This is a genomic window from Undibacterium sp. WLX3042 (assembly GCF_049544825.1).
Classification (GTDB): Bacteria; Pseudomonadota; Gammaproteobacteria; order Burkholderiales; family Burkholderiaceae_D; genus Undibacterium.
This window is the reverse complement of record NZ_CP186698.1, coordinates 3,626,273-3,650,215: the sequence shown is the minus strand read 5'-3', so window position 1 is coordinate 3,650,215 and position 23,943 is coordinate 3,626,273. Positions and strand designations below refer to the sequence as shown.

Sequence of the window (23,943 nt, the reverse complement as noted above, 5' to 3'; positions counted from 1 at the left end):
CCCGCATTTTTCATTTCACGAGAGGTCTCCAATGCCAAGAATGACTATTTTTAATGCCTTGGAGCAGGCGGCCTTCGATTCTCCACCTGTATTTAATAATACTGAGCGCTATAATTTCTTTTTTGCACCTCTCATGTTCACTGATCTGATGGAAGGGATGCGAACGCCGACCAACAAGGTTTGCTTCATCGTAACCGCAGGCTATTTTAAAGCGCGCCGAAAATTTTTCGCACGACAATTCCACCAAGCGGACATCGAATTCGTCGCCAAACAAATTGGCCTAAATCCAAGCGATATTCTGCCTGAAGCTTATAGCAAAGTAACCTATCTTCGGCACCAAAATTTGATCTTACGTTATTTCGGTTGTAGTGCTTTTGACGATGCCGCGAAAGTATTCACAGCGAACGAAATCGCGATGATGGTGCGCGTTCAATTCCGACCAAAATTAGTTCTCCTGGAAATCATCGAACAGCTAACCACCAAAAAAATTGCAATGCCTAGCTACGCCATTCTCGCCGATCTAATTGTCGCAGCGATCAACGATTATCAGCGTGAGCTAGGGCACATTATTACCGCTAGTCTTACCGAGTCACAGCGCCAGAAACTCGATTCTCTTCTGTTGAAAGAGACTAAGTACGGCACAGATGATAGTCGATGTTATTCGCTCACGTTATTGAAGAAGCCATTTCAGTCGACGCAGCCTTCGAAAATCAAAGCTAATCTAAACGACTTTGGAACCTTGCTCGCATTTTATCTTGATTTGAAACCGATCATCGATTCACTTTCCTTGCGTTATGAGTGTGTTCGTCATTACGCCTATTCTGTGATCAAATTTCAAGTGCCGCAAGTCTCTCGCCGTTCGGCGGAAGATCGCTATTTGCATTTGATCGCATTCATTATTTTTCAGACCTATAAATTGCATGACACGCTGATTGACACCTTGTTGTTCACAGTGCAGTCGGCTCGTAACATCGCTGAGAAAGCACATAAAGAATCGTACTATCAAGACCGAGAACAGCGCGAGCAAAAATTCTTCACGCTCGCAGATCGCCTTGGACAGACCATCATCGGAACCGTATCGGCGATCAGACATATCATCGCCGATGATGCATTAACGGACAGCCAGAAAGTCATCGCTATCGACACGATGCTATCTTTGAAGACACCAAGAGAAGCACCGGTTGAGCAACAGATCAATGACTTCAAACAGAACATGGCTACCATTCATCATGGACAGGACTATTACGTGCTTCTTGAACAGCAATCGTTGAAGCTGCAAAATCGCATTGCGGAAATTGTGCGCAAAGTGCAATTTGATTCGCATTGCCGCAAGCCAGAATTATTTGCGGCCGTACTGCATTACCAAGGCAATGCAGGTGCCATCGATAAGCATGCACCCACCAATTTTCTTTCTTACGAAGAGCGGGCAGCAGTCGTCGGAGTTGACGGAAAATTTCGGATCTCGCTCTATAAAGTACTGCTTTATATTGCGATCGCCGATGCGATCAAATCCGGCACCTTAAACTTGGTGCACTCTGAGAAGTACCGTTCTTTGGATGACTACCTGATTGCGAAGTCCGATTGGGACGCGAACCGCGAAACCTATATACGCCGTGCGCAGTTGGAACAATTCGTTGATTGCGGAGCCACGTTACAGGAACTTAATGAGGCGCTCGACGCCCAGTATGAGGAAACGAATAGGCATTTTTCTGCCGGCGACAATCCACTGCTCAGTCTTCGCCCGGATGGCAGCTTTCAGATCAGCACACCGAAGCTTGAGGAGACAGAAGCACTTTCTCTTTCTACCTTTTTCCCAGAACGCAAATACATTTCTTTGCTCGAAGTATTGGCAACGGTAGATCAAACAACAGGCTTTCTCGATGAATTCGAACACTGGCAACCAAAGCATCAACCAGCCAAGCCCCAAAAGAAAGTCTTCTTCGCCGGTATCATCGGCTATGGATGCGACATCGGTCACAGAAAGCTTGCGCAAATCTCCAAACAAATTAACGAGAATGAACTTGATACTGCAGTCAATTGGTACTTTACTTCGACTAATATTCATAGTGCCAATGATCGTATTTTGCAGTTTGTCGATAAGATGGAATTACCCAATCTTTATCGACAACAAGCAGACGTGTTGCATACCTCGAGCGATGGGCAAAAATTTGAAGTCGCTGTCGACTCCTTGAATACCAACTACTCATTCAAATATTTTGGAAAAGATAAAGGTGTGAGTGTCATAAGCTTCATCGACATGCGCCACTTGCTATGGCACTCTACCGTCATCACTTCCGCCGAGCGCGAAGCAGCTTACGTGATCGATGGTCTGATGCGCAATGATGTCATCAAGAGTGACATTCATTCCACGGACACGCATGGTTATTCAGAAGTGATCTTTGGATCGACCTATTTGTTGAACACCATGTTCGCGCCACGTATCAAGGGCATCGGTCGACAACGTCTATATGCGTTCAAGAATCGTAAATTTTACGAGGATAAAGGATATGCCGCGCTGCTACCGCACCGTGCGATTCGTGAAACGATAATTGAGCCACAGTGGGATGAAATTCTGCGCTTCATTGCGACCATTCGGTTAAAAGTAGCAACCGCATCACAACTTTTTAAACGACTAAATTCTTATTCCAGACAACATCCCTTGTACCAGGCATTAAAGGAATTTGGTAAGCTACCGAAATCAATTTTTATTTTAAAATACGTTGACGATCCGATGCTTAGACAATCGATCGAAAAGCAGCTCAACAAAGTTGAAGGATCACACAAATTTGCCAAGGCGATTTCCTTTGGCCACAATCATGAGTTCATTCAAAGTGAAAAAGAAGATCAGGAAATCGCAGAGGGTTGCAGGCGGTTGATCAAGAATGCGATCATCTGTTGGAACTATCTTTTTCTGACGCGCGCTTTGGAGGATGAATCAGATGAGGCGCGCAAAGCGGAATTGATTGAAGCGATTCGCAACGGTTCAGTGGTCACTTGGCAGCATTTCAATTTGCATGGCGAATTTGATTTCTCAGATGATCGAATGGTTGATTCGGTTGGATTGACTGCGCCAAGAAATTTGACACCAAATGGAGGTTGAAAATTTGAGCCTGCACAAAAAAATCAACCTCTTAAAAGGCGCTACAATCAACGATCTGATGGTCGGTGGATAGAATATGTCTGCCGACCTTAAAAAACGGCTGATTTATCATTTCTGTGGAACTTTAGCTCCGTTTGTTTAGACGCACCCTTTATTGGTAAATATCTTTAATTAAAGTAAGTAATCGATTACTATCTTAACAGAGTGAGCAGCCTTTTCAAGTGATTTTTGATGAGATTATTTAGCAGTTTGCGATGCCTCAATATCAGCGAAATGGCTGACCGCTTTTATTTACTGTTGAGACATAATGACGTCACCAACATCAATTAAGGAGCAATTTATGGATAAGAATTTTCAAGATATTACAAAGTCAATTTCTGCATCATTAGCGACATTGCGGACAGATACGCCGGATGTCATGAAAGCCTTCTCGATGCTGGCACAAGCAGCAAGCAAGGATGGCGCTTTGGATAAAAAGACTAAGGAATTAATCGCACTTGCCCTCGGCATTGCGGCCCATTGTGATGGCTGCATCGGCTTTCATGTGCAGGCTTTAATTAAACTAGGCGTGAGTCGTGCTGAGTTTGAAGAAATGCTAGGAATGACAGTCTATATGGGTGGTGGGCCATCATTAATGTATGCGGCGGATGCTTTGACCGCATTCGAGCAGATGTCGACGCCCACCGTAAGTTAATAAAGAGGCTAACAAAACAGAGTAGTGAATCAAAAATTAAACTGGTAATTACTTCTGAAAATGTAGGATGGCGTGATGTGCGAATTATTGGCGATGTCTAGTTCGGTACCTGAACGACTTAACTTGTCCCTGCAATTGCTTGCATCCCATGGCGATAAGCAGCATGGAACGAATGATGGTTGGGGAGTGGCATATTATCAAGATCAAGATGTTGCTTTATTTCGAGGGTTGTGTCGCAATAAGGTAGAACGGACAAAAAATGTGGCGAGAGTCCGGAAAATTAAAAAGCTAAACTATAAAACTGTTCAGCTTTGGACAAAGGCTGACCTTTGGAGGCAGGTATCATTTGCCTTTTCTGAATCATATGCATGGTTTCAATACCCGCAATGATAGCCTGTGCACAATGGAAATTTTTGAACCCCATCATGGGTCGGGTTATTCGGTTGTGTCGCAATAAGCGGATCTGGTAAAGTTTGGTATGGACGATTTTCGCAAAAGCCTCATCAAAAGTACCCTCTGCAAGGTTCTTAAACGACTGCATTATCCGTTGGTCCAACGGATAATGCAGTCGTTTAAGAACCTTGCAGAGGGTACTTTTGATGAGGCTTTTGCGAAAATCGTCCATACCAAACTTTACCAGATCCGCTTATTGCGACACAACCAATACCTGTCCGAGCAACCAGGTATTGCAATCGGATGGTATTTCTTGCGCTTGTCCTGCCAGCTTGCCGGTGTGGAATGGGTCGTCATGTGTCGTTCCGGTTTGCAACTCGTATATCAGTAACGCAAATGCCTATTGCCCAGCGGGTCAAACTGGCTATATCACCAATCAGAATACCTACGATTGCAACAACAATTTGTTGAACACAGTTGAGATCGCTAATACATGCGTCACGCCCGTGTCCTGTCCTGGCCCTACAACGCAATACACTGCCTGCCCGGTTGGTCAAACTGGTCAGAGGGTTGTGACAACCAATTACACCCTTGTAAATGGTGCTTGTAGTTCATCTGTTACGACCGATAGCAGCGGTTGTAGTACGACTCCTGTTAGTTGTACTCCTAATAGTTTTACGCAGACTGGTGCTTGTCCAGCGGGGCAAACTGGAACGGCAACACGGACAGCGACCCAAAACTGCGATGGCACAACAACCTATGGAGCGTGGGATACCAGTGCGTGTGCGGTTGTGTGTCCGGCAAACTCTGTTACCACAGGTGTTTGCCCTTCACCGGCAAAAGGAAACACTACTATCACGACCACATATTCAGGACCTGCTTGTACTCCGACGACGACAACTGACACTTCCGGATGCATCCCACAACAACCAGTAAGTTGTCCGGCGACGGAGCAATTTTGCACCTATAAGTTAGCAAGCGGCGGCGACGCGATCTGGACTTTGAATACAGTGACTTATACAGCTCCTTCGTGTGTCCCAACCACGACAACACAAGGTTTAGGACGCTATCCGGATTCGATGGTTCCGTCAGAGTGTCCTTAACATCCTCCAACCATCATTAGCTGAAGGTTTAAGGAAAAGTAGCAAAAAAGCCACGTTTTACCGTGGCTTTTTTAATGGTGAGCAGAAGTTTCTGATCTTGATACCTGGCTTAACGTGTTGTGAAAGACCAGTTCTGCGTAATTGTTGCACCATTCACTGTACCGACAAATGCCACGTTGTAGGTTGTTTTAGCCTTAAACGGGGCTTTACCGACAAAGAATATCCAATTACTGCTGAGATACCCTGGGTTAGGATCGGTCGCTGCAGTGATCGTCGTCATCGGCAATGGAGTTGTTTCTCCCTGTGCTGTTACCGTCATCGAGGTGACAGCAATCGTCGTCCCCGGTACGGATGCAACAGAGATCGGATACGATGTTTGCAAAAAGTCCAAAGACCCATCAGCGTTCAACGGCAAGTCCTTAATCGGATTCGGTGATTCCGCCATCATCGTAACAGGCAGGTTCGTCTGTCCACTTGCAGGGTAGTGCATCACAAAATCAGACGCATTACGCTGGCATGTTTTACCCCCACCGTTGATAACAAAAGGAACAAATGGAATGTTATTCTTTAATACTTTTGTAAACTCACCGATGCCAATTTCACGAGTGCAATTATCAATAATTCCGACGCGGTGATATACCGAGTTCAGAAAACCTTGCACCGGTGTCAGAGAATAAGCATCTGGTGCATCTTGCGTGAGAATTTCCCCCGCATTCCCACCATAACCTGCAAAGCGGGCGCGGTCAGATGAAGTAATGCCAGTGAAACCAGGATAAGCCGCATTTTCGATATGTCCCCAGACACTGCGATCAGTTTCAAAGTTTTGTGCAATATAGGTGGCATGATTTTTTGCTGCCAGATCCAGATAGGCGTTCTGTGCGACCAGACCCAAGCCTAATGAAGCGCGAACCGCGTTAATTTCATTAAAGGCGTTCAACTCAGGCGAACCAGGCGCATAAGTTGGCGTAGGAACCGTTGTTTGAAGATCAGGAGGCGTTACTGTTGGTGATGGTGTCGTGCATACGCCATTAACTAATACTTGCGGTGCTGTGCAGGTAATCGGAGTACCTGTGCCGCCTGTACCTGTATTAGAACCGGATGGGGAGTCTGAACCGCCGCCGCCACCGCAGCCAGCCAATGCCAGCGCAGCAGCCAAAGCAGACAAACGAAATACGGATGAAGCCGAGATTGTAGTGTTTTGCATGTTCGTTACCTCTTTCAAAAATGTTCCGAGTGACACTGGAAGAGTACTCAGAGTTCGTAGTTAATCACCGCATTTGCGACGACCATGACTTCATTCTACCGATTAAAAATTAATGTCAAATCACTCGAAATTGAAATGAAAGTGACCGGAAATAAAAAAAGCACGACTGATGCCGTGCTGAAGATTGAAAATTTACGCGGCCGCAAGCTGTCTCTTTTTCCTGCAGGGTTCACAGTGAAAACTATGAGCAAATTCTTTCTTTTCATCCGTATTGCAGAGCAAATAATTGGCGGTACAACTTCGACATGCTGAAACATAAACTGTGCCGCTCCCCGATTGTGCAGTCGCAACCAAGATTGCCAGACGATTTATAGACATAGGATCCTCCGGTGCCAGTGCTAGATACCAACTGTATGCTGCGATGATGCTATGAATATGCTCTAGCCCTGAGCGTTGCGCCAAGCGGTACAACAGCAGATAAAATGAACTGTGAGTACGCCTTCTTTCCACAGAAAAATACCAAGTGAAAGAACTTGGCAATTTACTTTATAATAAACAAATTGACAATAGCTGCTCTAAAGAGCACGGATTTTCTATTCGTATTAATTTGGCAATAAAATGCGGGTCATAGTCTCCCTGATAAATTTTCATTAAACGAGCTCCGTTTACTGACCTAGAACTGCTTTCTTGAGACATCGCCTATTTTGCTGATAGGTGGTTCTTATTTGTCTTGCACCAATCAATACCGACGTCCATTTCTTCAAATTGAATAGCCTGCTATGATTGCGAAATAATCAATGTATGGTTGTTTTGGCTAGGTCTTGCTAAAACAATGGTTCAAATTTTGTACTTAATGAACACATGCAAAATGTACGAGGCAATAATTTTTATTTTGCTTTCGCAGCATGTGAATATATTTCCAAAGAACGCTCCTCATTGAGCCCAAGCTTTTCGATCAGCTCAGCATTACTAGCACCTGCTCTAATTTCTTGAGCAGCGAAAGTATTACGCAAGGTCCGACCTCCTCTCCTCGGCAGTTCAATTTTAGCCGCTTCAAAAGTTTTTCTGATTTGTCGATACACAGTGGCCTTATCCAGCATTTTTCCTGTTGTACCTGGAAAAACAATTGGGTTGTCTGGGAATAGTTTGTTTCTTTCATTCAGCCAATCTAATAATTCCGGAACTAACTCAGCATGCATAAAAGTTTCATGTACACGTGGTTGATCTAGCTGGGAGTGATCGCTTACATATATTTTGAGCGTGCCATCAATTTGACGAATTTTTTCAATGGAATTTATGTTCAAAGAAATGGCTTCTGATACTGTGAGGCCAGCACCTAAAACGATGCACTGCATTGCACGATCACGACGCCTTTTCCAATTCGCACTTAGTCTTCCGACTCGCTCCTTTGCTTGAGGTACGGGTAAAGCAAAGAGGAATTGTTTGATTTCGCTTTGCGTCAGCGTAACAGTTTTATGATTGCGCCCATCTAAACGATAATATTCCTTCAACTTCCCAAATAGTAAATCGTCAGTCGGCCTTGGGATTATCTGTAAGTGGGTAAAGACACGTTCTAACAAGCGAATATAGCGGAATTGAATATCACTTTGTAAAATCAACTGTGAACCCTCACCTACCTGTTCCTCTGCTACTAGGAATGCATAAATATCTGTCGCGGATACTGTAAATAAATTCAGACTTCGTGTGGATATAAAAAGTAAAAATCGAGTGAACATGGCCCTGTAGACTTCAATTGAAGACTCAGAAATTATTTCTTTACCTATTGGTCTAAGTGATGATTCAACATACTGTGGCGACCTAACAAAATGCAAGAATGCTTCCAGGGGTGTTTCTATCCAAAATTTTCTTGGTAACTCGTTAGATTGTTTCATAAGGAAAAGAATAAAATTAAAACAAAAACCAAAAACGCAATTAACAAACGAATGCATTCTCGAATTAAGCGAATCAAAGCTAGCCATACTACTAAAATTGCACGACATAAAGAAAAAGAATGTCTACAACAAATAGGTTCTTATTATTCCGCTTCGCTGGGTGTTAATTGCGTTTTTGGCGAAATTTACCTTGATTTCGAATAGCTATAAGAGTCAGGTGATATAGCCCTTATATACAAGCTAGAACTGCCCACTCCACACCGACAAGCTGGCTGGACAAGCACAAGAAACCTCATTAGATTGCAATACCTGGTTGATTAGACGGGTGTTGGCAATTCAGCTTGGTTCACCCATGGAATCATGCATCACTCTCGTTCCCCGTTGGTAAAGTGATTCGTTATTGGCACAATGGGCAATATTATTTGCGGCCCAGTAACCCGTGTTTTCCACTCGGTCAGTCAGACAGCGTCAGCACTGACATCTTTTATTTCTTGATAACTTCCATTTGCTCCAGGAACCGTGCAAGCGCTTCAGCAGTTGGCTCGCCCCATAACTCATCAGCATACCAAGAAGAAAACATTGCTTTGACAGTCGGGCTTTCAATACCTTTGTTTAGATTCAAAGCACTACTTTGGTTCGCTTCTTTGAACCGTTCAAATAAAATCTTTTTACCGGCCTCATCAACCTCATGGTACACGTCCAATGCCTCTTGCGAGCGTGCTGCCAGGAAACGATCCATTAGCGACTGCCCATCTTTGGCTTTTGGTTTTGGTAATTTTGCAGCGTTATTCTGTAGCTGCTCATTTGCTGCGTTCAATCCTTTCTTCAGGGTCCAACGGAAATAGGCGGCTGGAGAGTCTAATGGAGGACTATTTTTTTGTTTCTGACGATTTTCAACAAAAGAGATAGCTGCTTGAATATTTTCATCGGCATACTGTGCGACAAAGTCCGTTGCCTCCTGCTGGCTAAATCCTAATTTCATGATCCGGTTTATTAACTCTAGGTCGATTACTGGCGGAGCTGGGAATGCTAACTGTGGCTGCTGAGCATGATCAACTTTGAATTGAAGACGATCGATTTTTCGACCATTTTTATGTTCAATTAGCTCGACATTAATATCTGTGAGCGCATTTATCTGAGCAACAGCAGGTTTAATAACATCACGCTTAAAATACTTATATGGTGGGGGGTCATCTTTCGAAACCGCATTTCCCGTTAATGCACCGTACCAATGTTCGTAGGTTTCGATATGCGTTCTCTTTGACGGATTCGTTGCATAGCGTCGGCATATCTCATATAAAGCTAAAGCCGTTCCCGATCGCAATAACCCTTGATAGATAATATTTAAGCGAGTGTAAGTCCCCGGCGCCATAACAAGTTCATGCACTTCTGGGGGAAATGCGAAACCAAACCAGACCTGGCCGCCATGCTTTTTAAAACCTGTCGGATTCACCAGTGTTACCGAAGATACGAGGCGCTCGCTTGTCCATTGCGTCTCATTTTCCATCAAGAGTTTTATATTCTGTAACTCTTCTAATTGCAGTTTTAGAAATTCGGTGTCTTTACTATCGTAAGAGGCATCTTTCGCGAGTTCAGAGAGAGGAATCCAGTAATACTTCTTTGCCGATGGTGTATCAATCGGTGCATTGATACCGGGCACCTTCATTGCCTGAGCGTGATACATCATGACATTAAACACTTTCCGAGTGAGTAGTGTCAGTTTGCCTTCCGTTACTCTTAGACCAATTGCTTCATTGGTCTTTCGAAATTCCTTTGATTCGGTAGTCTCGGTAGCTTCTAATTGCATAGTATCAAAAGCAACGATTTCCTTTTTTGATCTTCTAGTTACCATTAGCCACTACCTACCCTTTTTAGGTGAAAATAGGAAATCACCTTCCAAAAGGTGAAAAATTTGTTTTCTGATTCTCTCACCTTTTAATCGTATTGACCACAACCTCACCTTATTTAAGTGAGTTTCAACTACAAATTAGAATCACCTCAAAAAGATACCTGTGGAAGCTCACCAATGTTCCTGTATGCACTCACACTAAGTCCCTGTAAATACTCACCTGTATCGACGTTAGTACCTGTACACACTCACGAAAGAACCTGTATGCACTCACCATAGTACCTGTATTCACTCACCGAATCGGACTGAGACCCGCATGAATACTAGGTCTAGTGTTGCTTAATTTGGTTTTAAGGTTTTAATAGGGTTTTTTATTAATAAAACCCTCAAGATAATAAATTTGATCCTGTGTGTATTTTTAGAAAAAATAACCGCCAAAGAAAGAACCTAACTTCTAAAAACTATCTTAAGTTTTTTTACAAAAACCTAGGTAAAGAGATTTCAAATCTCTTTACCTATGAGATTTACTGGTTTTCAAGGGATAAAAGTAGCTTTCGAAGATTCAAATAAATTTTAACTATCAATTCTCTACATTGAAACAGCAAGTTTTCCTCCCCGTAAAAGCTCACCCTTTTGTTTCCATACAGATATTTATGTTCTGAAATACACAATTATTCTCGCAACTAATGAGGTAACACCATGATTATCAACAAAAAATTATTTGGATAGCGACTAGCATACTTCTCAAGCAGTAAATCTCGAAAAGAACCCCGTAAAAGCTCACCTTTCAAATTTAATCCCTGTTGATACTCACCTTTGCGAATTCATTAGGGGTTAATCAAAGTCAAAATTACTCCTATGTGAATACTAATCAAAAATTTACCTATTAATTATTCCATAGATTAAATGCAAGGATTTAACCTTACAAATAGAAAAAATCCTTGCAAACAGCTTGTACGTATAATATTATGAAAAAAATTTAATTCTGGAGATTAATCTTGTCTAGCAAACCCTTTAAGGTACAAGCCGTTGCTAATTTACTTGGCATCACAGTCGATGCCGTTAGACGCGATTCCGAAGAGGCGGGAATACAAGTGGCGAGACAAGCTGGTGATGGACCCAAAACACGTTTATTTACGATACAAAATATTTATGAGTTAGCAGCTTTTCGAGCAAAAAAGACACTCGTTAAGCCCAAAAAAAAGGTCATTATGACCGTATACGCCCCTAAAGGCGGAGTCGGCAAAACAACGATCGCATCAAATCTCAGTTCTATTTTTCCATTGCTTGGTTTAAAAACCCTAGTTATTGACCTCGACTTTCAAGCAAACCTATCTATGTCATTTGGGTATGATGCCGAAATGACTCATGAAGAGGCGATTGAGGTAAACAAACCTGTTGAAACGTGTGTAGATTTTCACTTCGGAAATCTTCTTCCTCAGTGGCAACAAAGCACGACTCCTTCCCTAGACTCAGTGTTGAAAAAGCCTTATGGAGAATTTGGACCTCATCTAATTCCAGCAGAAGTATCACTTGATAGGCTGGAAGCCTTGTTTACTTTAGACGCCATTATGAGTAAGCAGCCGGAATTGGCAATAGCAAAGTTCTTACATGAAGGTCGGTCTGGGCAAAATGTAAATCTCGATCTTTCGCAATACGACATCATTATTTTTGATGCACCTCCTGCAAAAAATCAAACTACAAGGGGAGCTTTGCTGGCAAGTGATTTTGTATTAGCCCCCGTGTCGATGGAAAAATATAGTACCAAGTCAGTGTCTTACTTGTCTAAAGTCCTCAGCGAGATGGAAAGTAGCTTAGGAAAATATCCTGAGCTCATTATTTTAGGAAACTTTTTTGATGCGACAAGGGTTCGAGTGGCAGCGCAAGTATTGGCTTTAACAAATCAATATAAAAATGCCTGGTTGAACAAAACAATTGGTTCTAGTGAAGAATTTAAAAAAGTCTTGTCTTCTGATGATTATGAATTACCACTTGCCCTGGCTAAGCCCAGTGCTCAGTCGGCGTTAGAGTTAAGGTCAGTTGCACAAGCATTAATTGAAAAAATGGGAATTCTATGAGTAATAAACATCAAACTGAGGCAGAATTTCAAGCTTCGCTTGCGGCAAAGTTAAGTAACATTAACAAACCACTATCCATGCCAAATATGGTAATGACAAAACCTCCAACTGGCCCTTCGAAGTCACTTGAAGAGTTGCTTCAGTCAAACGAACAACCCACTACCTCACAATCAATCGCGTCTGAAGAAAAGACAATTCAAAAAATCCCTGTCCATTTAATCGATGATTCCCCTTGGCAACCACGCACTAAATATGATGAAAGCTATATCCAAGCATTAGGCGAAATGTTAGTTGATCGCGGTCAGGATGATCCTATTAACGTCAGATTAATGCCTACTGGCAGATATGAACTGATTTCTGGACATCGTAGAGTTCGGGCAGCCAGGATGATAGGCTGGAGCACGATCAGTGCTCAAGTGAATTCTTTAGATGATCGAAGTGCTGAGCTTGCTACCTTGGTTAGCAATGAGGGACGCATCGATCTAACTGACTATGAAAAAGCAAAAACCTATAAACAGGCGATGAATCGTGGCTTCGCTAAAACGCAGGCAGAGGTCGCAAGATTGTTCGGTTGCACGCAGGCTCGTGTGGCACAGTGCTTGGGACTACTAAATCTACCTGATCCCATAAAGTCGATTTTAGATAAATATCCAGGTCTATTTGGATATCGCTATGGCCGCGTCATTGCTGATCTACTTAAAGAATTTCCTGATGGGTTGGAAACCATCATACTAGGTATCGAAAAATTAATTGATAACCACGAGCTTAATGGAGATGATCTACGAGCTTTTGTAGAGAAGCAATTGGTTAAAAGAACTAGAGAACTTCCAAAGAAGCCTACATTAATTGTTGATTCAAATGGAGTCTCTTTGTTTTCGGTAAAAGTAACTGAAAAACAAATAATCATTGATATCAAAGAAAATGTTGATCCAGAAGTAGCCTCTAAGAAAACATTAGCCGCTCTTCGGGATTTTGCATTATCTATCGAAGAAAGCTAAAAAATTATAAGCAGCTTATAAAATATTTCAAAAAAGCAATTTATAAGCAGCTTATAAAATATTCCTAAAAACAATTTATAAGCTGCTTATAATTAAATATTAAATTCCAAGTGAGCTTGGATAATAACAAGAGAACCAAGTTAGACATCGTTTTCGACTAAAAGATAAGCACATAGTTCTTGTCGATGATTAAGTCAATAAAAGAAAGTCAGGCTGTCTTTTTGGGGGGCGATTTTGTCTCGAATCGAAATTACTAATGTTTTATTACGTTATTTAGAGTCTTGCCCTCTTTTCAATCACTATTTAATGTCTTGATGTTCTTTGCTAAAGGATGGTGGCTTCTGCTAGTGTCCAATATCCGTGACGAAGAATATTCATATCTGCTTACAGTTATTTATAGTGCACTCCCAGCTTAATTTAATTCTCTTACTCTAAGAGACTCACAATCTTTTGCTAACCTGTAGATTACAGTACTGCAAAAGAATATACGTGGGCGAAATCTGCTGCATTGACTTTTACAAATCACATGTATGACTCATTGCACTTGCACGGAAGCATGGTACTGAACTATAACCAACAGGAAATCAATGTGGACTTTGTCATACTGCATTTTGCCAGGCCAGATGCATTGACGTTACCAACGAATATCCCACTGAACTGGCGAACAAGTTCAATGCGGAATTCCTGTCTGAAATCTTTCCTTCGGTTCGTGATCTTGATAAGCGTAGCTTGTATCTGTCGCTTCTTTTTCGAGCGCGGGCCCATTGCTAGACGATGTTACAGATTTCAATAGAATTGTTGTACTGATATTGGAGAATAAGTTCATCAGAAAAAATCTGTAAAGACTTTTAGCCGATATCCTACCTAAATATAGTTAACTCTACTGTTGTAGCTGATCTTCTACCAAAAATAGAACGAAACCGAATTAGAGTCTTAGGGTAAAAATTTCACTACAAATTCGCAATGCAAGAATTTTGCTGTGGTATTCCCGATCGATAAAGTGGGATTTTGCAAATGACTTACCGTTAAACTTTCTGTTGCAGATATCTTAATTCGTCAGCTTAGGTTGGTAAATCTTTGAGTATTGTTTTCACAAGCTCGTTTGGGGTTAAATAATTCAGACCGGGTTTGACCTAATCTGATTGTAATGCTGCCGCTAGTCTTAATGATGATGCGGACTTAAATCCGGTTTCTGAACCATTCTGTTGATAAAAATTCATCGCGGAGTTCCCGTTGAAACTCTCTGTCACGCTGTTCTGCCATCGCTTGCCTAGCTCGATTAATACAATTTCCAGCTTATTATTCTGTTACCAATTACAACAATTGGGTCGCTAAAAGTTTCGGCCCGTTATCGCTACGCGGACATGTTAGTGTACCTAGGATACTGATCAACTTGCTTAGTACATCAATGACCCGCTTTGACCTAATACTACCCGCTACGCCTTTCGCCAGGATTCTTTCGTGTATTCATCCATTACTGTCAGAAATTTCAATGCCTGGTTATTAGTGCAAGTGTCAAAGACGAAATAGTAGCTTCACATAATATTGCGCTTGTCCGGTATCTTTAGCTTTGGATGCTTACACTTTGTCGTAACTTGCAGCTGGATAATGTCCAAAATCCTAGAATGACGTTCATCACCTAGCTCAATTCATTCCTTTGTTAGAAAGAGCCCGATTCGACGCGATCCAAAGCGAGGAAGTTGAGCTGACAGATGCAGAATCGTCTCAACAATTGGATTATATTAACTGGGCAACCTGAGATCGTAATAAAGACCTAAGCATTCTACAATAGCCAGTACACAGGCTCGTCGTTGCGGAATATCTCGACTTATCGCGTAGCCCCCCTGATTCAGTGAGGCCTCTACGCGTACCACTTTTTTCGATGACTCTCATTCATCACTTTAATCGTGAATATTTTTATCAATTTTCATGTCTCCCAAATTAGCTTTTCAGTTTTAGTAAATGAGCTTCGCTGATGCTCATGTCTACGGCATGGCATCAGTTACTATTTTGTTTGATTTTTTTAAAGATACCTGCTGAACCTCACCTTTTGATTCTAAGATCAATAATCTCTAGTTAATTTTAATGCCTAAAAGACAATGAAAAAGGAGATGACATCCCTGTTTTATCTCACCTCTGCGAGTCTAATAATACTAAGGTGAGATCGGATGTTGAGATTATTTCACCTTTTAGTGAAAAAAGTTATTTAAAACGCAAAATATAAGATATTTAAATACTAAATTTGCAATAAATAGCTTTCACAATTCGAAAGGTGAGTATTTACGGGGAGCTTTTAATTTAACTATGAACTTTTTTTAAGACTAATACCTTGAAAGGTGAGCTTTTACGGGAAACTTTTGTCTCGGACTCCGAAACTAGTCTCGGAGTCCGAGACTAGTTTCGGCGCCGAGACTACTCAGAAATTCGCTTCTCGGCTTATGGGAATGGGCTTTAACGTAGAAATACGCTTACACAAATCTTGAGACGCACCTTATATTGATCAGACCGGTCACCGTGAGTTCGTTTCACAAAATCTCGTCAAGGCGATGAAAATCGCCCACTCAACACTTAGAAATGCAGAACTTATGTTCCATCGTTAGTGCAGTACTTTTGGAATATCCCGGACATGCTCTGCTGCCATTCTTGCACAGACATAGTTTCCCTCATCTGTCAGTTCAGTGACTCTTGCTTCACCTAACTCGCGTAGCAATTGTGGCGTAATTGCATCCAGTTTTCTTTCCAGTAGTTTTTCCCAGAGTTGCTTTTCATTGTCCTCAAATTGGACCGTTCCATTCGTCACTAGCATTTCATTACTCCGTTTTTCATTAGCTGGTGCCAAGCGTAGCAAATAGCTACTCCTTGTCAAATGAGTTCAATAGCTACCAAAGTAATAATAAAACTACTTGCAGAATGGTGTTCGTTATTCGGTTAGCTCTATCTTTTGAAGAGCCAATTCGATGTGTCCTGAACATTGTCTGATTGAATTGCGAAGGACAATTGTTGAACCATATTCTAAGATTCAAGATCACTTGACCCGAAACCGAGAAGATATGCATTCCGTGTTGGCCGATGCGGTATGTCATACCATACCTTAAAGAGCAACTTGAATCGCCACGAGTTCCCTAGACACTCGCCAGCCGTTCGAAATACCGCTTTTCGTCATTCATCGGCGATAGCTACTTGCAGAAACTATGCCGACGTTTCGGATTGTAGAACATCTCAATGTAATCAAAGATATCTCACTTTGCATCTTCCCGTGTTTCATACGCTTTTCTGGGTATCCGCTCGCGTTTGAGTAACTGGAAAAAACTTTCAGCCACCGCGTTGTCATGGCAGTTTCCACGTCGGCTCATACTCTGCTGCAGGTTATGCGCTTTGAGGAAGTCCTGCCAATCATAGCTGCTGAATTGACTACCTCAATTTTAAATTCGTCGGTATATCGTTTGTTACTCATCACTTCTCCTATTAGCCTAAATTATAGGCTGGAGAGTGTCTACATTACTCGTGGCGATTCAGTCCATGTAAAAAACACCAAATACCCCCGGCAAAAATACCGAAAGGTTACATTCTAAGGTGGAAACTATTGGACGCTGTTTTACCGCCACCTGATAACACCCATTAAACCAGTTAGATTTGCCTTAAATTTTTGGTATCGGACACTATTTATTGCATCATTTCTCGCTAACCATGAGAACTCATGGATACTTCATGGTTAGGTCATGGATGAAATAGATTGGAGTTGATGGTAAAAATGCAAGTCATGGTTACTCCATGGTTACTTCATGGACAGGTCATGGATGCAATCGATTGGAGTCGATAAATAAACCGCAAGTCATGGTTACTTCATGGGTTGGTAGTGCATGCTGCTTTTTTAAATTTTGACCGTTTGTGATGTATGACGATTCAAAGTCGCGATAGCAGATGATTTGTCGAAAGGCATGAAAATAAAGTGCTGATTTCGCATGACAAATGCATTACTGTTCATTATTATCCAGATTGCAGTACAGAATTCTCGCTGGGAAACTAGCATCGTCAAGGGCTCAATGCCGCATTTTCAGTCTCTCGTTGTTTTGCTTCTCGTCTTGTTTTCCGCTCCAAAAATGGCAGCGGATTTTTAAAAAAAAACAAGAACTTAGAAAAGCAAAGAGTGAGGGAACCAAGACAGTGATAAATATTGGCTCTCCGGTGTGTTTTCAAGAATTCTTCGGAATTCTCGAAATTGTAAATACACAAGCCAACTACACACTACAGTCACAAAAACACAGGATGACATTCGCTTCAGTGCGAAATTGTTGGGAGGTTGGACACAATCGCGTGCTCTGACAAACTTCAATTCACTCATCCTGCACGTCGGTCCGATTAAAACGACTGATGTGAACATTCCATACCGGGTTCCGCGTACCTGACACAAAACGCATGGATTCACAGCGATGCAGAAGTATCGACTTTCTATCCAAAACTCAGACAGCTTTGCAGTGCAGTTGCGACACCTCAGTGTGAAAACGCGCGCCAGCAGAAGTTGTTTGTAGATTGGAAAAGTAGTCGGAGCATCGTTGTGAAAGGGATGTGACCTACACCAAACCTAGTGCCAGCTGGGTTCGGTAGTGCCAAATTTATCGCTAAAGAGCCCTGGCCACGCTGCAAGCCGTCCGACCGACGTTACAGGTCAAAGAATTCGTTAAAGAAGCAAAAAACAAAAAGGAGTAGTCATGGCGTTAATCTACGATTTTGAGGTGGATATAGCGGGAGCGAAGCTCAATAACCGAATCAAAGACGAACTGCGCTCGCTGTTTAGAGACAATCTTGCAAAAGCACACAGCAAGAGTCGGATTTCGCATCAGTCGCTCGGCGTGAAAACACAGCGCATGCGCTCGTTATGCATGATTGCAGCAATAGAGATTTTGCAGAACGTCGGCAATTTTCGATTCGAAAGTCTGTCTGCATTAAAAGAAAAGCACATTCACTACCTGTTAGAGCACTGGATCAGTAAAAACCACACCCGAGGAACGCTGGAAAACAAGATCACCTATCTTGCAACACTGGCAAGTTGGCTCGGTAAGGCAAATATCGTGAAGTCTGCGGAAGAGTACGAACAGTTGAAGTCGCTGGAGAATCGTACTGGAGCGACTGAGGTCGGTTGTAAACAGTAGAGTCCAACGGTTTAGGCGGCTATCTGTTTTTCATAATGTTGTTGCATAAACGCGGCAGGCGACAGATAGCCAAGGCGAGCCTGCTTGCGAATTCTGTTGTAGAAGATCTCGATGTACTCGGTGATTTCACGTTTGGCATCCGTACGAGTCGCGAAACGACGGTGGTGGACCAGCTCGTTTTTGAGTGACCCCCAGCAACTTTCCATCGGCGCGTTATCCCAGCAATTCCCTTTGCGACTCATGGAAACCTGCATGCCAAACTGGCGCAGCAATCGCTGGTAGGCATGCGAGCAATACTGGCTGCCGCGGTCCGAGTGGTGGACAAGCCCTTTTTCCGGTCGTCTGGCGGCAATGGCCCGGAAGAGCGCCTGCATCACGAGATTTTGTGTCATTCGCTCATCCAAGGCATAGCCAACCAGTTCACCATTGAACAAATCCTTGATGCCTGCCAGGTAAAGCCAGCCTTCATCGGTTGCGATGTACGTGATGTCCGTCACCCAGGCGCGGTTTGGTGCCGATACCGCAAATTGACTACAGCTGCGATTGAAGCACTGTCCGTGACCCGCTTGACGGCAAGTTCCTTGAACTCGGTCGTGTATGCCTGTTTCAGTATCTTTTTCATTTCTAGTCTTTCCAAAGTAACGTTAATTTTACGTCACCTATGGCAAACTAAATTTCAGGGGAAGCTCAGACTATGTCGACGCAGACGATTATAAAATAATTCGATATAGTCAAAAATATCAGCTTTGGCATCCTCTCTAGTTGAGTATATTTTCTGTTTAACTCGCTTCTTCTTTAAGCTACTAAAAAAATTTCGCGACAGCATTGCCATAACAATTGCCGCGTCGACTGATACTTGGAACAAGGGTATGCTCCTTACACAAGCGAGCAAAATCATCACTGCCAAATTGGGGAAATTCAACCAGTCATCACATTACTACATTATTAAACTGATATTTGATAAGAACCGAATCATACAATCAAACCGGCGTTCACCACCGCACAAAACCATCCGCCATGCGATGAGATAGGTGAGGAATTCTACGTGTCGGCATCAGTCACGCCGGTCGCAGACGATATCGCGGCGGCTTGGTCGAGCGCCGGTCTAAGTATTGCTCGCAGCCTTGCGACTACCTCAAGCAGCGGCGTTATTGCCAACTGGTTTTTCCTGAGAAAGGTGAGCCAGATGGCTTGCCGTGAAGGATCGGTGGCAAACTCATCCGTTAGCCCAATAGGCAAAGAAGTTGGGACTGGCATGCCCCGCCGGACGAAGGTCGCAGCGATCGCTCTGGCCAGCGTATGGGTATTGATCGTCTCCCGACTCAGCAACACCCAGATGTCCAGATAATCCTTCAGCCGGCTGTTGGTCATGCCAAGCAAGGCAATGGCGTGCAACTTTTCCGAGATGACGGTATAGACGGGATAGGTTCGCAGGCGAGGTGCTGGCAAATCTTCGATCAACACTGGGTAGACCGCTTGAACCGGCCCAGGGGTGACTGCGTCGCCGAATCCGATGTCAATTTGCGTCTTGCAGCGTGCCTTGGCAATTTCGGCTGTGATAAACACCCGTGCGCCGGCGTAACCAGCCTCTTTACGAATTTCCTCAACACTGACCGTTGTCGGGTCGAAGGTAATACCATCCTCCACCTCGACGCCGGCGATGTCGCGGAATGTTTGTGCGATGGATTCAAGATCACTTGACCCGAAACCGAGTAGATCTGCATCCCGTGTTGGCCGATGCGGCATGTCATACCATAGCGTAAAGAGCAAGGCGCCCTTTAGCAGAAATAGATCTGCATGCTCGGACTGGCTCAAGCGGTACAACATACGCTCCAGTGCAAAGCGCACCAGAAGCTGATTGAAATCCGACTCCTCTGCTTTGGCAATGTTGAGCAGACGAGTCCGTACCGATGCGGCGAGATTCTTGTTCATTCGATTGCCTCGAGGTAGGGACGCATCACATTGGCAACACGGCAGACCTTTGCGAAGTGCCAGAGGTCGTCAGGGCTGGCCTTTTTTTGCGATCTTGCATCTTTGAGCGCCTCCAACGCCACGTCCAGTCCGATTTTGTTACGGTGTTTGAAGCAGTCGGCAATGGTTTTGGCAACGCAGTAAACGCGCAGCGTGACTTGATCGCGCTCGAACACCTCTATGCCACCTGAATAAGCCTCGCCGGTGAATTGAACCATCTTGAGCGGAGGATAGTCGATTTTGGGTGCATGACTGCCGCGAGGCATGCCGATCCAGACCTGGCGTGGCAGTTGGGTAGTCAGCTCATGAAATTGCAGGGCCGTGAGCAGACAAAACACGGCCTGTGGCGCCTTGATAGCGATTGCGGTCAGGCTTTCGTTCTCGGAGCCTTGGTTGTCAGGCAGGCGATACAGGCCACGATCAATCTTTTCCAGTTGTCCGCTTGCCGTCATGCGCGTTAGCACCACTCGGGGAGCTCCAATGTCGTCAAGATCGCTGGGGCGCAGCGTTCCCTTCCGACTAAGCAGATCAAGGACGCGTTGGGTATGGGTTTCGGTGCGCATAATACAGTCAGTATGTTCCTTTTTTTCGTCGAATACAAATAAGTGACGAATAAAAGGAACTTTTAGGAAATGACAATTCGCGAAATATGAATGGCATGGCTGGTATTGGCACTCACTTGTCCAATTTTGAATTCACCAAAACCAAACGATTTTTCAAAAGGCGTTATATTCAAAAAAGGGGAAAAATGATGAAAAGTTCGATCTCAAAGAAAATTAAGGCCTTAAAATCTGTTTCGACTCATGGAACAGGTAAAGAAAGTGACAGCCAGCAACGGATCGCTAAAGCGACTATGTTGTTAGCTTCAACTCGCGCTCAATACTTGGCAAATCTAGAACGCACACGTAAACAATTGACTTCGGATGAAGTAGGGGTTCTTGCAGGTCCTATTGCAAGGCAACACTAATCCGCAAAATATACCGCTCAGACATATTGCAATTTGACATCTTAATGATGCAGTTGCTTTATTTTGGAGATTTTATTATCTCATTTCAAGCTCGGTTCTCGAAAGTCTGGAAGACAATAGGCGCAAGGACTGTCTTCTTCAATTAAGTACCAGACTGTTAAGGCATGACAAGCCGAGTTAGTTCAGGAGTGTCTATGTAGTGGTCTAATGTACCCGGACACTGATTTAGGCGAGAATACTCGTCATGGAGAGGTGTTTGATGAACAAGCAAAGACGTACATTTTCCCCTGAGTTCAAACTGCAGGCTCATAAAATCAATGGACCAACTCTTGTTGATTTCGTCGGGCACTACCAATGGTTGCGGGTCTCTTGTTGGAAGTCGCTTTTTACCAATGCGGCGCCGGTTCATCTTTAGTCCACAATAAACGCGATAAACCCTCTTATGATTCCAGATGTGGCCACGTCGCCTTATTAACTGAAAATACTTGCCAAATCCCCGTTCCGGAAAACGTTCTGCCAATTCCTGCAAAACTGCAATGATGTCGTCATCCGGTACCATCCGCCGCTGATAGCTCATGCTTGAACGTGAGAGTTGCATCGCTTTGCAAGCCTGACGCTGGCTAAGTCCAACCTCTTGCAGTTGTTTGACGAAATCCCGTTTCTGGTTCGGGGTTAGCGCTTTAAACCGATCACCTCTTTAAACGCCTGGTTCTCTAACGATAAATCAGCAACCATCATTTTGAGCTTACGATTCTCTTCCTCCAAGTCTTTGAGGCGCTTTACGTCGGCTGCTTCCATACCGCCATATTTAGATTTCCATTGGTAATAGGTCGCTTCAGAAACACTATGTTCCCGACAAACATCTTTGACTAATCTACCAGCTTCAACCGCTTTCAATATTCCAATGATCTGTGTCTCTGTAAATCTGCTCTTACGCATTTCTGTTCTCCCTTGGCATATAAGTTTGCCTCAAGAACTCTAGTTATGCATGGCTTGATTTTACGGGAGGGTTACACGTTGTCGTCGCTCACACGCGGCCTTGAGTAAGATGGCTTGACGCCCAGCCAATGAAGCATGGCCAGCACTGTGGTGGCCTTGAGCGTGGCGCCGTTGTCGCCGTGCAGTACGGGCTTGTGATCGAGCTCGGCAATGCCCTCGGCCAGGGCCGTGCGTTTGAGCAATTGCTTGGCATGCTCACTGTCGTCGCTGTCATGCACCTCCCAGCCCACGATCTTGCGGCTGTACAGATCCATGATCAGGTACAGATGGAACCAGCGCCCCACCACGATGGCAGGCAGGTAGGTCATGTCCCAGCACCACACCTGCCTGATCCCCGTGGCCACATGCGTGGTGGGCATGCGCTGAACCTTTGGCGCTTTGGCCCGGCCGCGATGGCTGTTTTGACCATGCTGGCGCAGCAGGCGGGACATGGTCGATTCGCTGGCCAGGTAGACCCCCTCATCGGCCAGCATAGGCACGATACGCGCTGGTGGCACGTCTGCAAATCGGGGCTCATTGACCACGGCCATGACCTTCTCTTGCTCTTGCTCGCTCAAGGCGTTGCCTGGTGTCAGCCGCACCGCAGCGGGGCGGCCATCGACCTTCACACCTTGCTCGCCCTGCCAGCGTTGCAAGGTGCGAACGCTGATGCCCACCACCTGGCAAGCCGGGCTCAAGCGAGCACCAGCCAGGCAGGCCTGACCAATGGCATCGGACAGTTCGCGGCGATCTTCCAGAGAGGTCATGCGTCCTCGTCTGTGTCCTGATTGAAGATCGCCGAGACTTTTTTTGACAGCACCAACAAGGCTGCAGCTTCGGCCAGGGCTTTCTCCTTGCGCCGCAGATCCCGCTCCAGCTCCTTGATGCGCTTGCGGTCGAGCTTGGTTTGCTTGGGGCTTGCCCGCGTCTCCTGAGGGTCGGCCAGCGCATCCGTGGCACTTTGCCTCCAGGCCGTCAGCTCATGGAGATACACCCCTTTGGCTCGGCACCAGGCGCTCTTGGCGGCCTCGTCCATGGCCGCCGTCGTCAGCACTGCCTCAAAGCGAGCAGCAGCCGTCCAAACCTGCGCTCGACCTGCATCATTGAGCGCTTGACTGCGCCAGCGCTCCAGCGTCGAGGTGCTCACACCAATCTCCCGTGAGAGGTCATCGACTGACGTACTCTCAGGCGGCAGCAGCCTTGCCACTGCTCTGTTCATGAATTCTTGTCCGTATCGGGCCACTTTGCGCTCTCATGTTCTCACCCCCTTTATTCTCGGTTCTATCTGGGCGACAACTATCCTGACACAGGGGGCTGGCGTGGGGGAAGTGAATCCACGTAAGCCTAGCGTGCGTACCTCCGTAGGATGGGACATGCACACCGTTTCACCGGATATCGTCACTTTTTAAGCCGTTCTTTTTTTCACCATTGGTGTTCATCGTACAAACCACCTAATATTTATGCGGCTTGTGGCGTGTTTTCGGCCTGCAAGCCGCATTTTTATTGGGGGATCGTTATCACAGCAAGCGTAGCGTGTATACCTGCCGCAGGTAGCACCATACACAA

At 44.4% G+C, this 23,943-nt stretch carries 16 protein-coding genes and 6 pseudogenes; 9 read left to right on the top strand and 13 right to left on the bottom strand.

Annotated elements, in window-relative coordinates:
- The first annotated feature begins 31 nt into the window (after positions 1–31).
- From ACPAOP_RS16650 to ACPAOP_RS16640, 3 genes and pseudogenes are all read left to right on the top strand, one after another.
- Positions 32–3,100: a Tn3 family transposase gene (locus ACPAOP_RS16650; RefSeq protein ID WP_423680250.1), complete on the top strand. Its 3,069-nt coding sequence runs from the start codon at positions 32–34 to the stop codon at positions 3,098–3,100.
- 340 nt (positions 3,101–3,440) lie between these two features.
- On the top strand, positions 3,441–3,794 hold the full coding sequence (locus ACPAOP_RS16645; protein ID WP_423680251.1) for a carboxymuconolactone decarboxylase family protein: 354 nt from the start codon (positions 3,441–3,443) through the stop codon (positions 3,792–3,794).
- A gap of 75 nt (positions 3,795–3,869) precedes the next feature.
- Positions 3,870–4,016: pseudogene (locus tag ACPAOP_RS16640) on the top strand (class II glutamine amidotransferase); the annotation flags it as partial.
- 58 nt (positions 4,017–4,074) lie between these two features.
- On the opposite strand, the pseudogene ACPAOP_RS16635 reads toward ACPAOP_RS16640, so the two are convergent.
- Positions 4,075–4,236, bottom strand: a pseudogene (locus tag ACPAOP_RS16635) (IS6 family transposase); the annotation flags it as partial.
- Between the two features lie 120 nt (positions 4,237–4,356).
- Between ACPAOP_RS16635 and ACPAOP_RS16630 the strand changes: the two are divergent.
- Entirely contained in the window at positions 4,357–4,578 is a 222-nt protein-coding gene (locus ACPAOP_RS16630; protein ID WP_423710048.1) for a hypothetical protein, read from the top strand.
- Between the two features lie 821 nt (positions 4,579–5,399).
- Here ACPAOP_RS16630 and ACPAOP_RS16625 read toward each other — a convergent pair.
- The 4 genes from ACPAOP_RS16625 to ACPAOP_RS16610 all read right to left on the bottom strand — a co-directional run bounded on the left by ACPAOP_RS16625 (position 5,400) and on the right by ACPAOP_RS16610 (position 10,193).
- A complete protein-coding gene (locus tag ACPAOP_RS16625; protein ID WP_423708756.1) occupies positions 5,400–6,494 on the bottom strand; it encodes a CAP domain-containing protein in 1,095 nt (364 codons plus the stop codon).
- Between the two features lie 192 nt (positions 6,495–6,686).
- Positions 6,687–7,004, bottom strand: a complete 318-nt coding sequence (locus ACPAOP_RS16620) for a FlhC family transcriptional regulator (RefSeq protein WP_423710035.1) — start codon at positions 7,002–7,004, stop codon at positions 6,687–6,689.
- A gap of 377 nt (positions 7,005–7,381) precedes the next feature.
- Positions 7,382–8,386, bottom strand: a complete 1,005-nt coding sequence (locus tag ACPAOP_RS16615) for a tyrosine-type recombinase/integrase (protein WP_423680195.1) — start codon at positions 8,384–8,386, stop codon at positions 7,382–7,384.
- 484 nt (positions 8,387–8,870) lie between these two features.
- Entirely contained in the window at positions 8,871–10,193 is a 1,323-nt protein-coding gene (locus tag ACPAOP_RS16610; protein WP_423680194.1) for a replication initiation protein, read from the bottom strand.
- A 1,040-nt stretch (positions 10,194–11,233) separates the two neighbouring features.
- On the opposite strand from ACPAOP_RS16610, the gene ACPAOP_RS16605 reads away from it, so the two are divergent.
- Complete coding sequence (locus ACPAOP_RS16605; RefSeq protein ID WP_423680193.1) at positions 11,234–12,313, top strand: ParA family protein; 1,080 nt, start codon at positions 11,234–11,236, stop codon at positions 12,311–12,313.
- Complete coding sequence (locus ACPAOP_RS16600; protein ID WP_423680192.1) at positions 12,310–13,311, top strand: ParB/RepB/Spo0J family partition protein; 1,002 nt, start codon at positions 12,310–12,312, stop codon at positions 13,309–13,311. The genes ACPAOP_RS16605 and ACPAOP_RS16600 overlap by 4 nt, the downstream gene beginning before the upstream one ends.
- Positions 13,312–15,907: 2,596 nt before the next feature.
- Here the strand turns inward: ACPAOP_RS16600 and ACPAOP_RS16595 are convergent.
- Entirely contained in the window at positions 15,908–16,117 is a 210-nt protein-coding gene (locus ACPAOP_RS16595) for a hypothetical protein (protein WP_423680227.1), read from the bottom strand.
- Between the two features lie 370 nt (positions 16,118–16,487).
- Positions 16,488–16,727: pseudogene (locus ACPAOP_RS16590) on the bottom strand (IS3 family transposase); the annotation flags it as partial.
- A 1,293-nt stretch (positions 16,728–18,020) separates the two neighbouring features.
- Between ACPAOP_RS16590 and ACPAOP_RS16585 the strand changes: the two are divergent.
- Positions 18,021–18,461: a phage integrase N-terminal domain-containing protein gene (locus ACPAOP_RS16585; protein ID WP_423680228.1), complete on the top strand. Its 441-nt coding sequence runs from the start codon at positions 18,021–18,023 to the stop codon at positions 18,459–18,461.
- 11 nt (positions 18,462–18,472) lie between these two features.
- On the opposite strand, the gene ACPAOP_RS16580 is transcribed toward ACPAOP_RS16585, so the two are convergent.
- From ACPAOP_RS16580 to ACPAOP_RS16565, 4 genes and pseudogenes are all read right to left on the bottom strand, one after another.
- Positions 18,473–19,060, bottom strand: coding sequence for an IS3 family transposase (locus ACPAOP_RS16580; RefSeq protein WP_423682358.1), 588 nt, complete (start codon positions 19,058–19,060; stop codon positions 18,473–18,475).
- 77 nt (positions 19,061–19,137) lie between these two features.
- Positions 19,138–19,372: pseudogene (locus ACPAOP_RS16575) on the bottom strand (IS3 family transposase); the annotation flags it as partial.
- Positions 19,373–19,502: 130 nt separating this feature from the next.
- Positions 19,503–20,393 carry a nucleotidyl transferase AbiEii/AbiGii toxin family protein gene (locus ACPAOP_RS16570; RefSeq protein WP_423680229.1) on the bottom strand — a complete coding sequence of 297 codons (891 nt, stop codon included), beginning with the start codon at positions 20,391–20,393 and terminating at the stop codon, positions 19,503–19,505.
- A complete protein-coding gene (locus tag ACPAOP_RS16565; RefSeq protein ID WP_423680231.1) occupies positions 20,390–20,995 on the bottom strand; it encodes a type IV toxin-antitoxin system AbiEi family antitoxin domain-containing protein in 606 nt (201 codons plus the stop codon). The genes ACPAOP_RS16570 and ACPAOP_RS16565 overlap by 4 nt, the downstream gene beginning before the upstream one ends.
- Positions 20,996–21,081: 86 nt before the next feature.
- Here ACPAOP_RS16565 and ACPAOP_RS16560 point away from each other — a divergent pair, with 86 nt between their 5' ends.
- Entirely contained in the window at positions 21,082–21,399 is a 318-nt protein-coding gene (locus ACPAOP_RS16560) for a hypothetical protein (protein WP_423680232.1), read from the top strand.
- 307 nt (positions 21,400–21,706) lie between these two features.
- On the opposite strand, the pseudogene ACPAOP_RS16555 reads toward ACPAOP_RS16560, so the two are convergent.
- Together ACPAOP_RS16555 and ACPAOP_RS16550 are read right to left on the bottom strand one after the other, a co-directional pair.
- A pseudogene (locus ACPAOP_RS16555) lies at positions 21,707–22,338 on the bottom strand (transposase); the annotation flags it as partial.
- A 77-nt stretch (positions 22,339–22,415) separates the two neighbouring features.
- Positions 22,416–23,620, bottom strand: a pseudogene (locus tag ACPAOP_RS16550) (DDE-type integrase/transposase/recombinase); the annotation flags it as partial.
- Between ACPAOP_RS16550 and ACPAOP_RS16545 the strand changes: the two are divergent.
- Positions 23,517–23,786 carry a hypothetical protein gene (locus ACPAOP_RS16545; protein WP_423710047.1) on the top strand — a complete coding sequence of 90 codons (270 nt, stop codon included), beginning with the start codon at positions 23,517–23,519 and terminating at the stop codon, positions 23,784–23,786. The pseudogene ACPAOP_RS16550 and the gene ACPAOP_RS16545 sit on opposite strands and share 104 nt — an antisense overlap.
- The last annotated feature ends 157 nt before the right edge of the window (positions 23,787–23,943 follow it).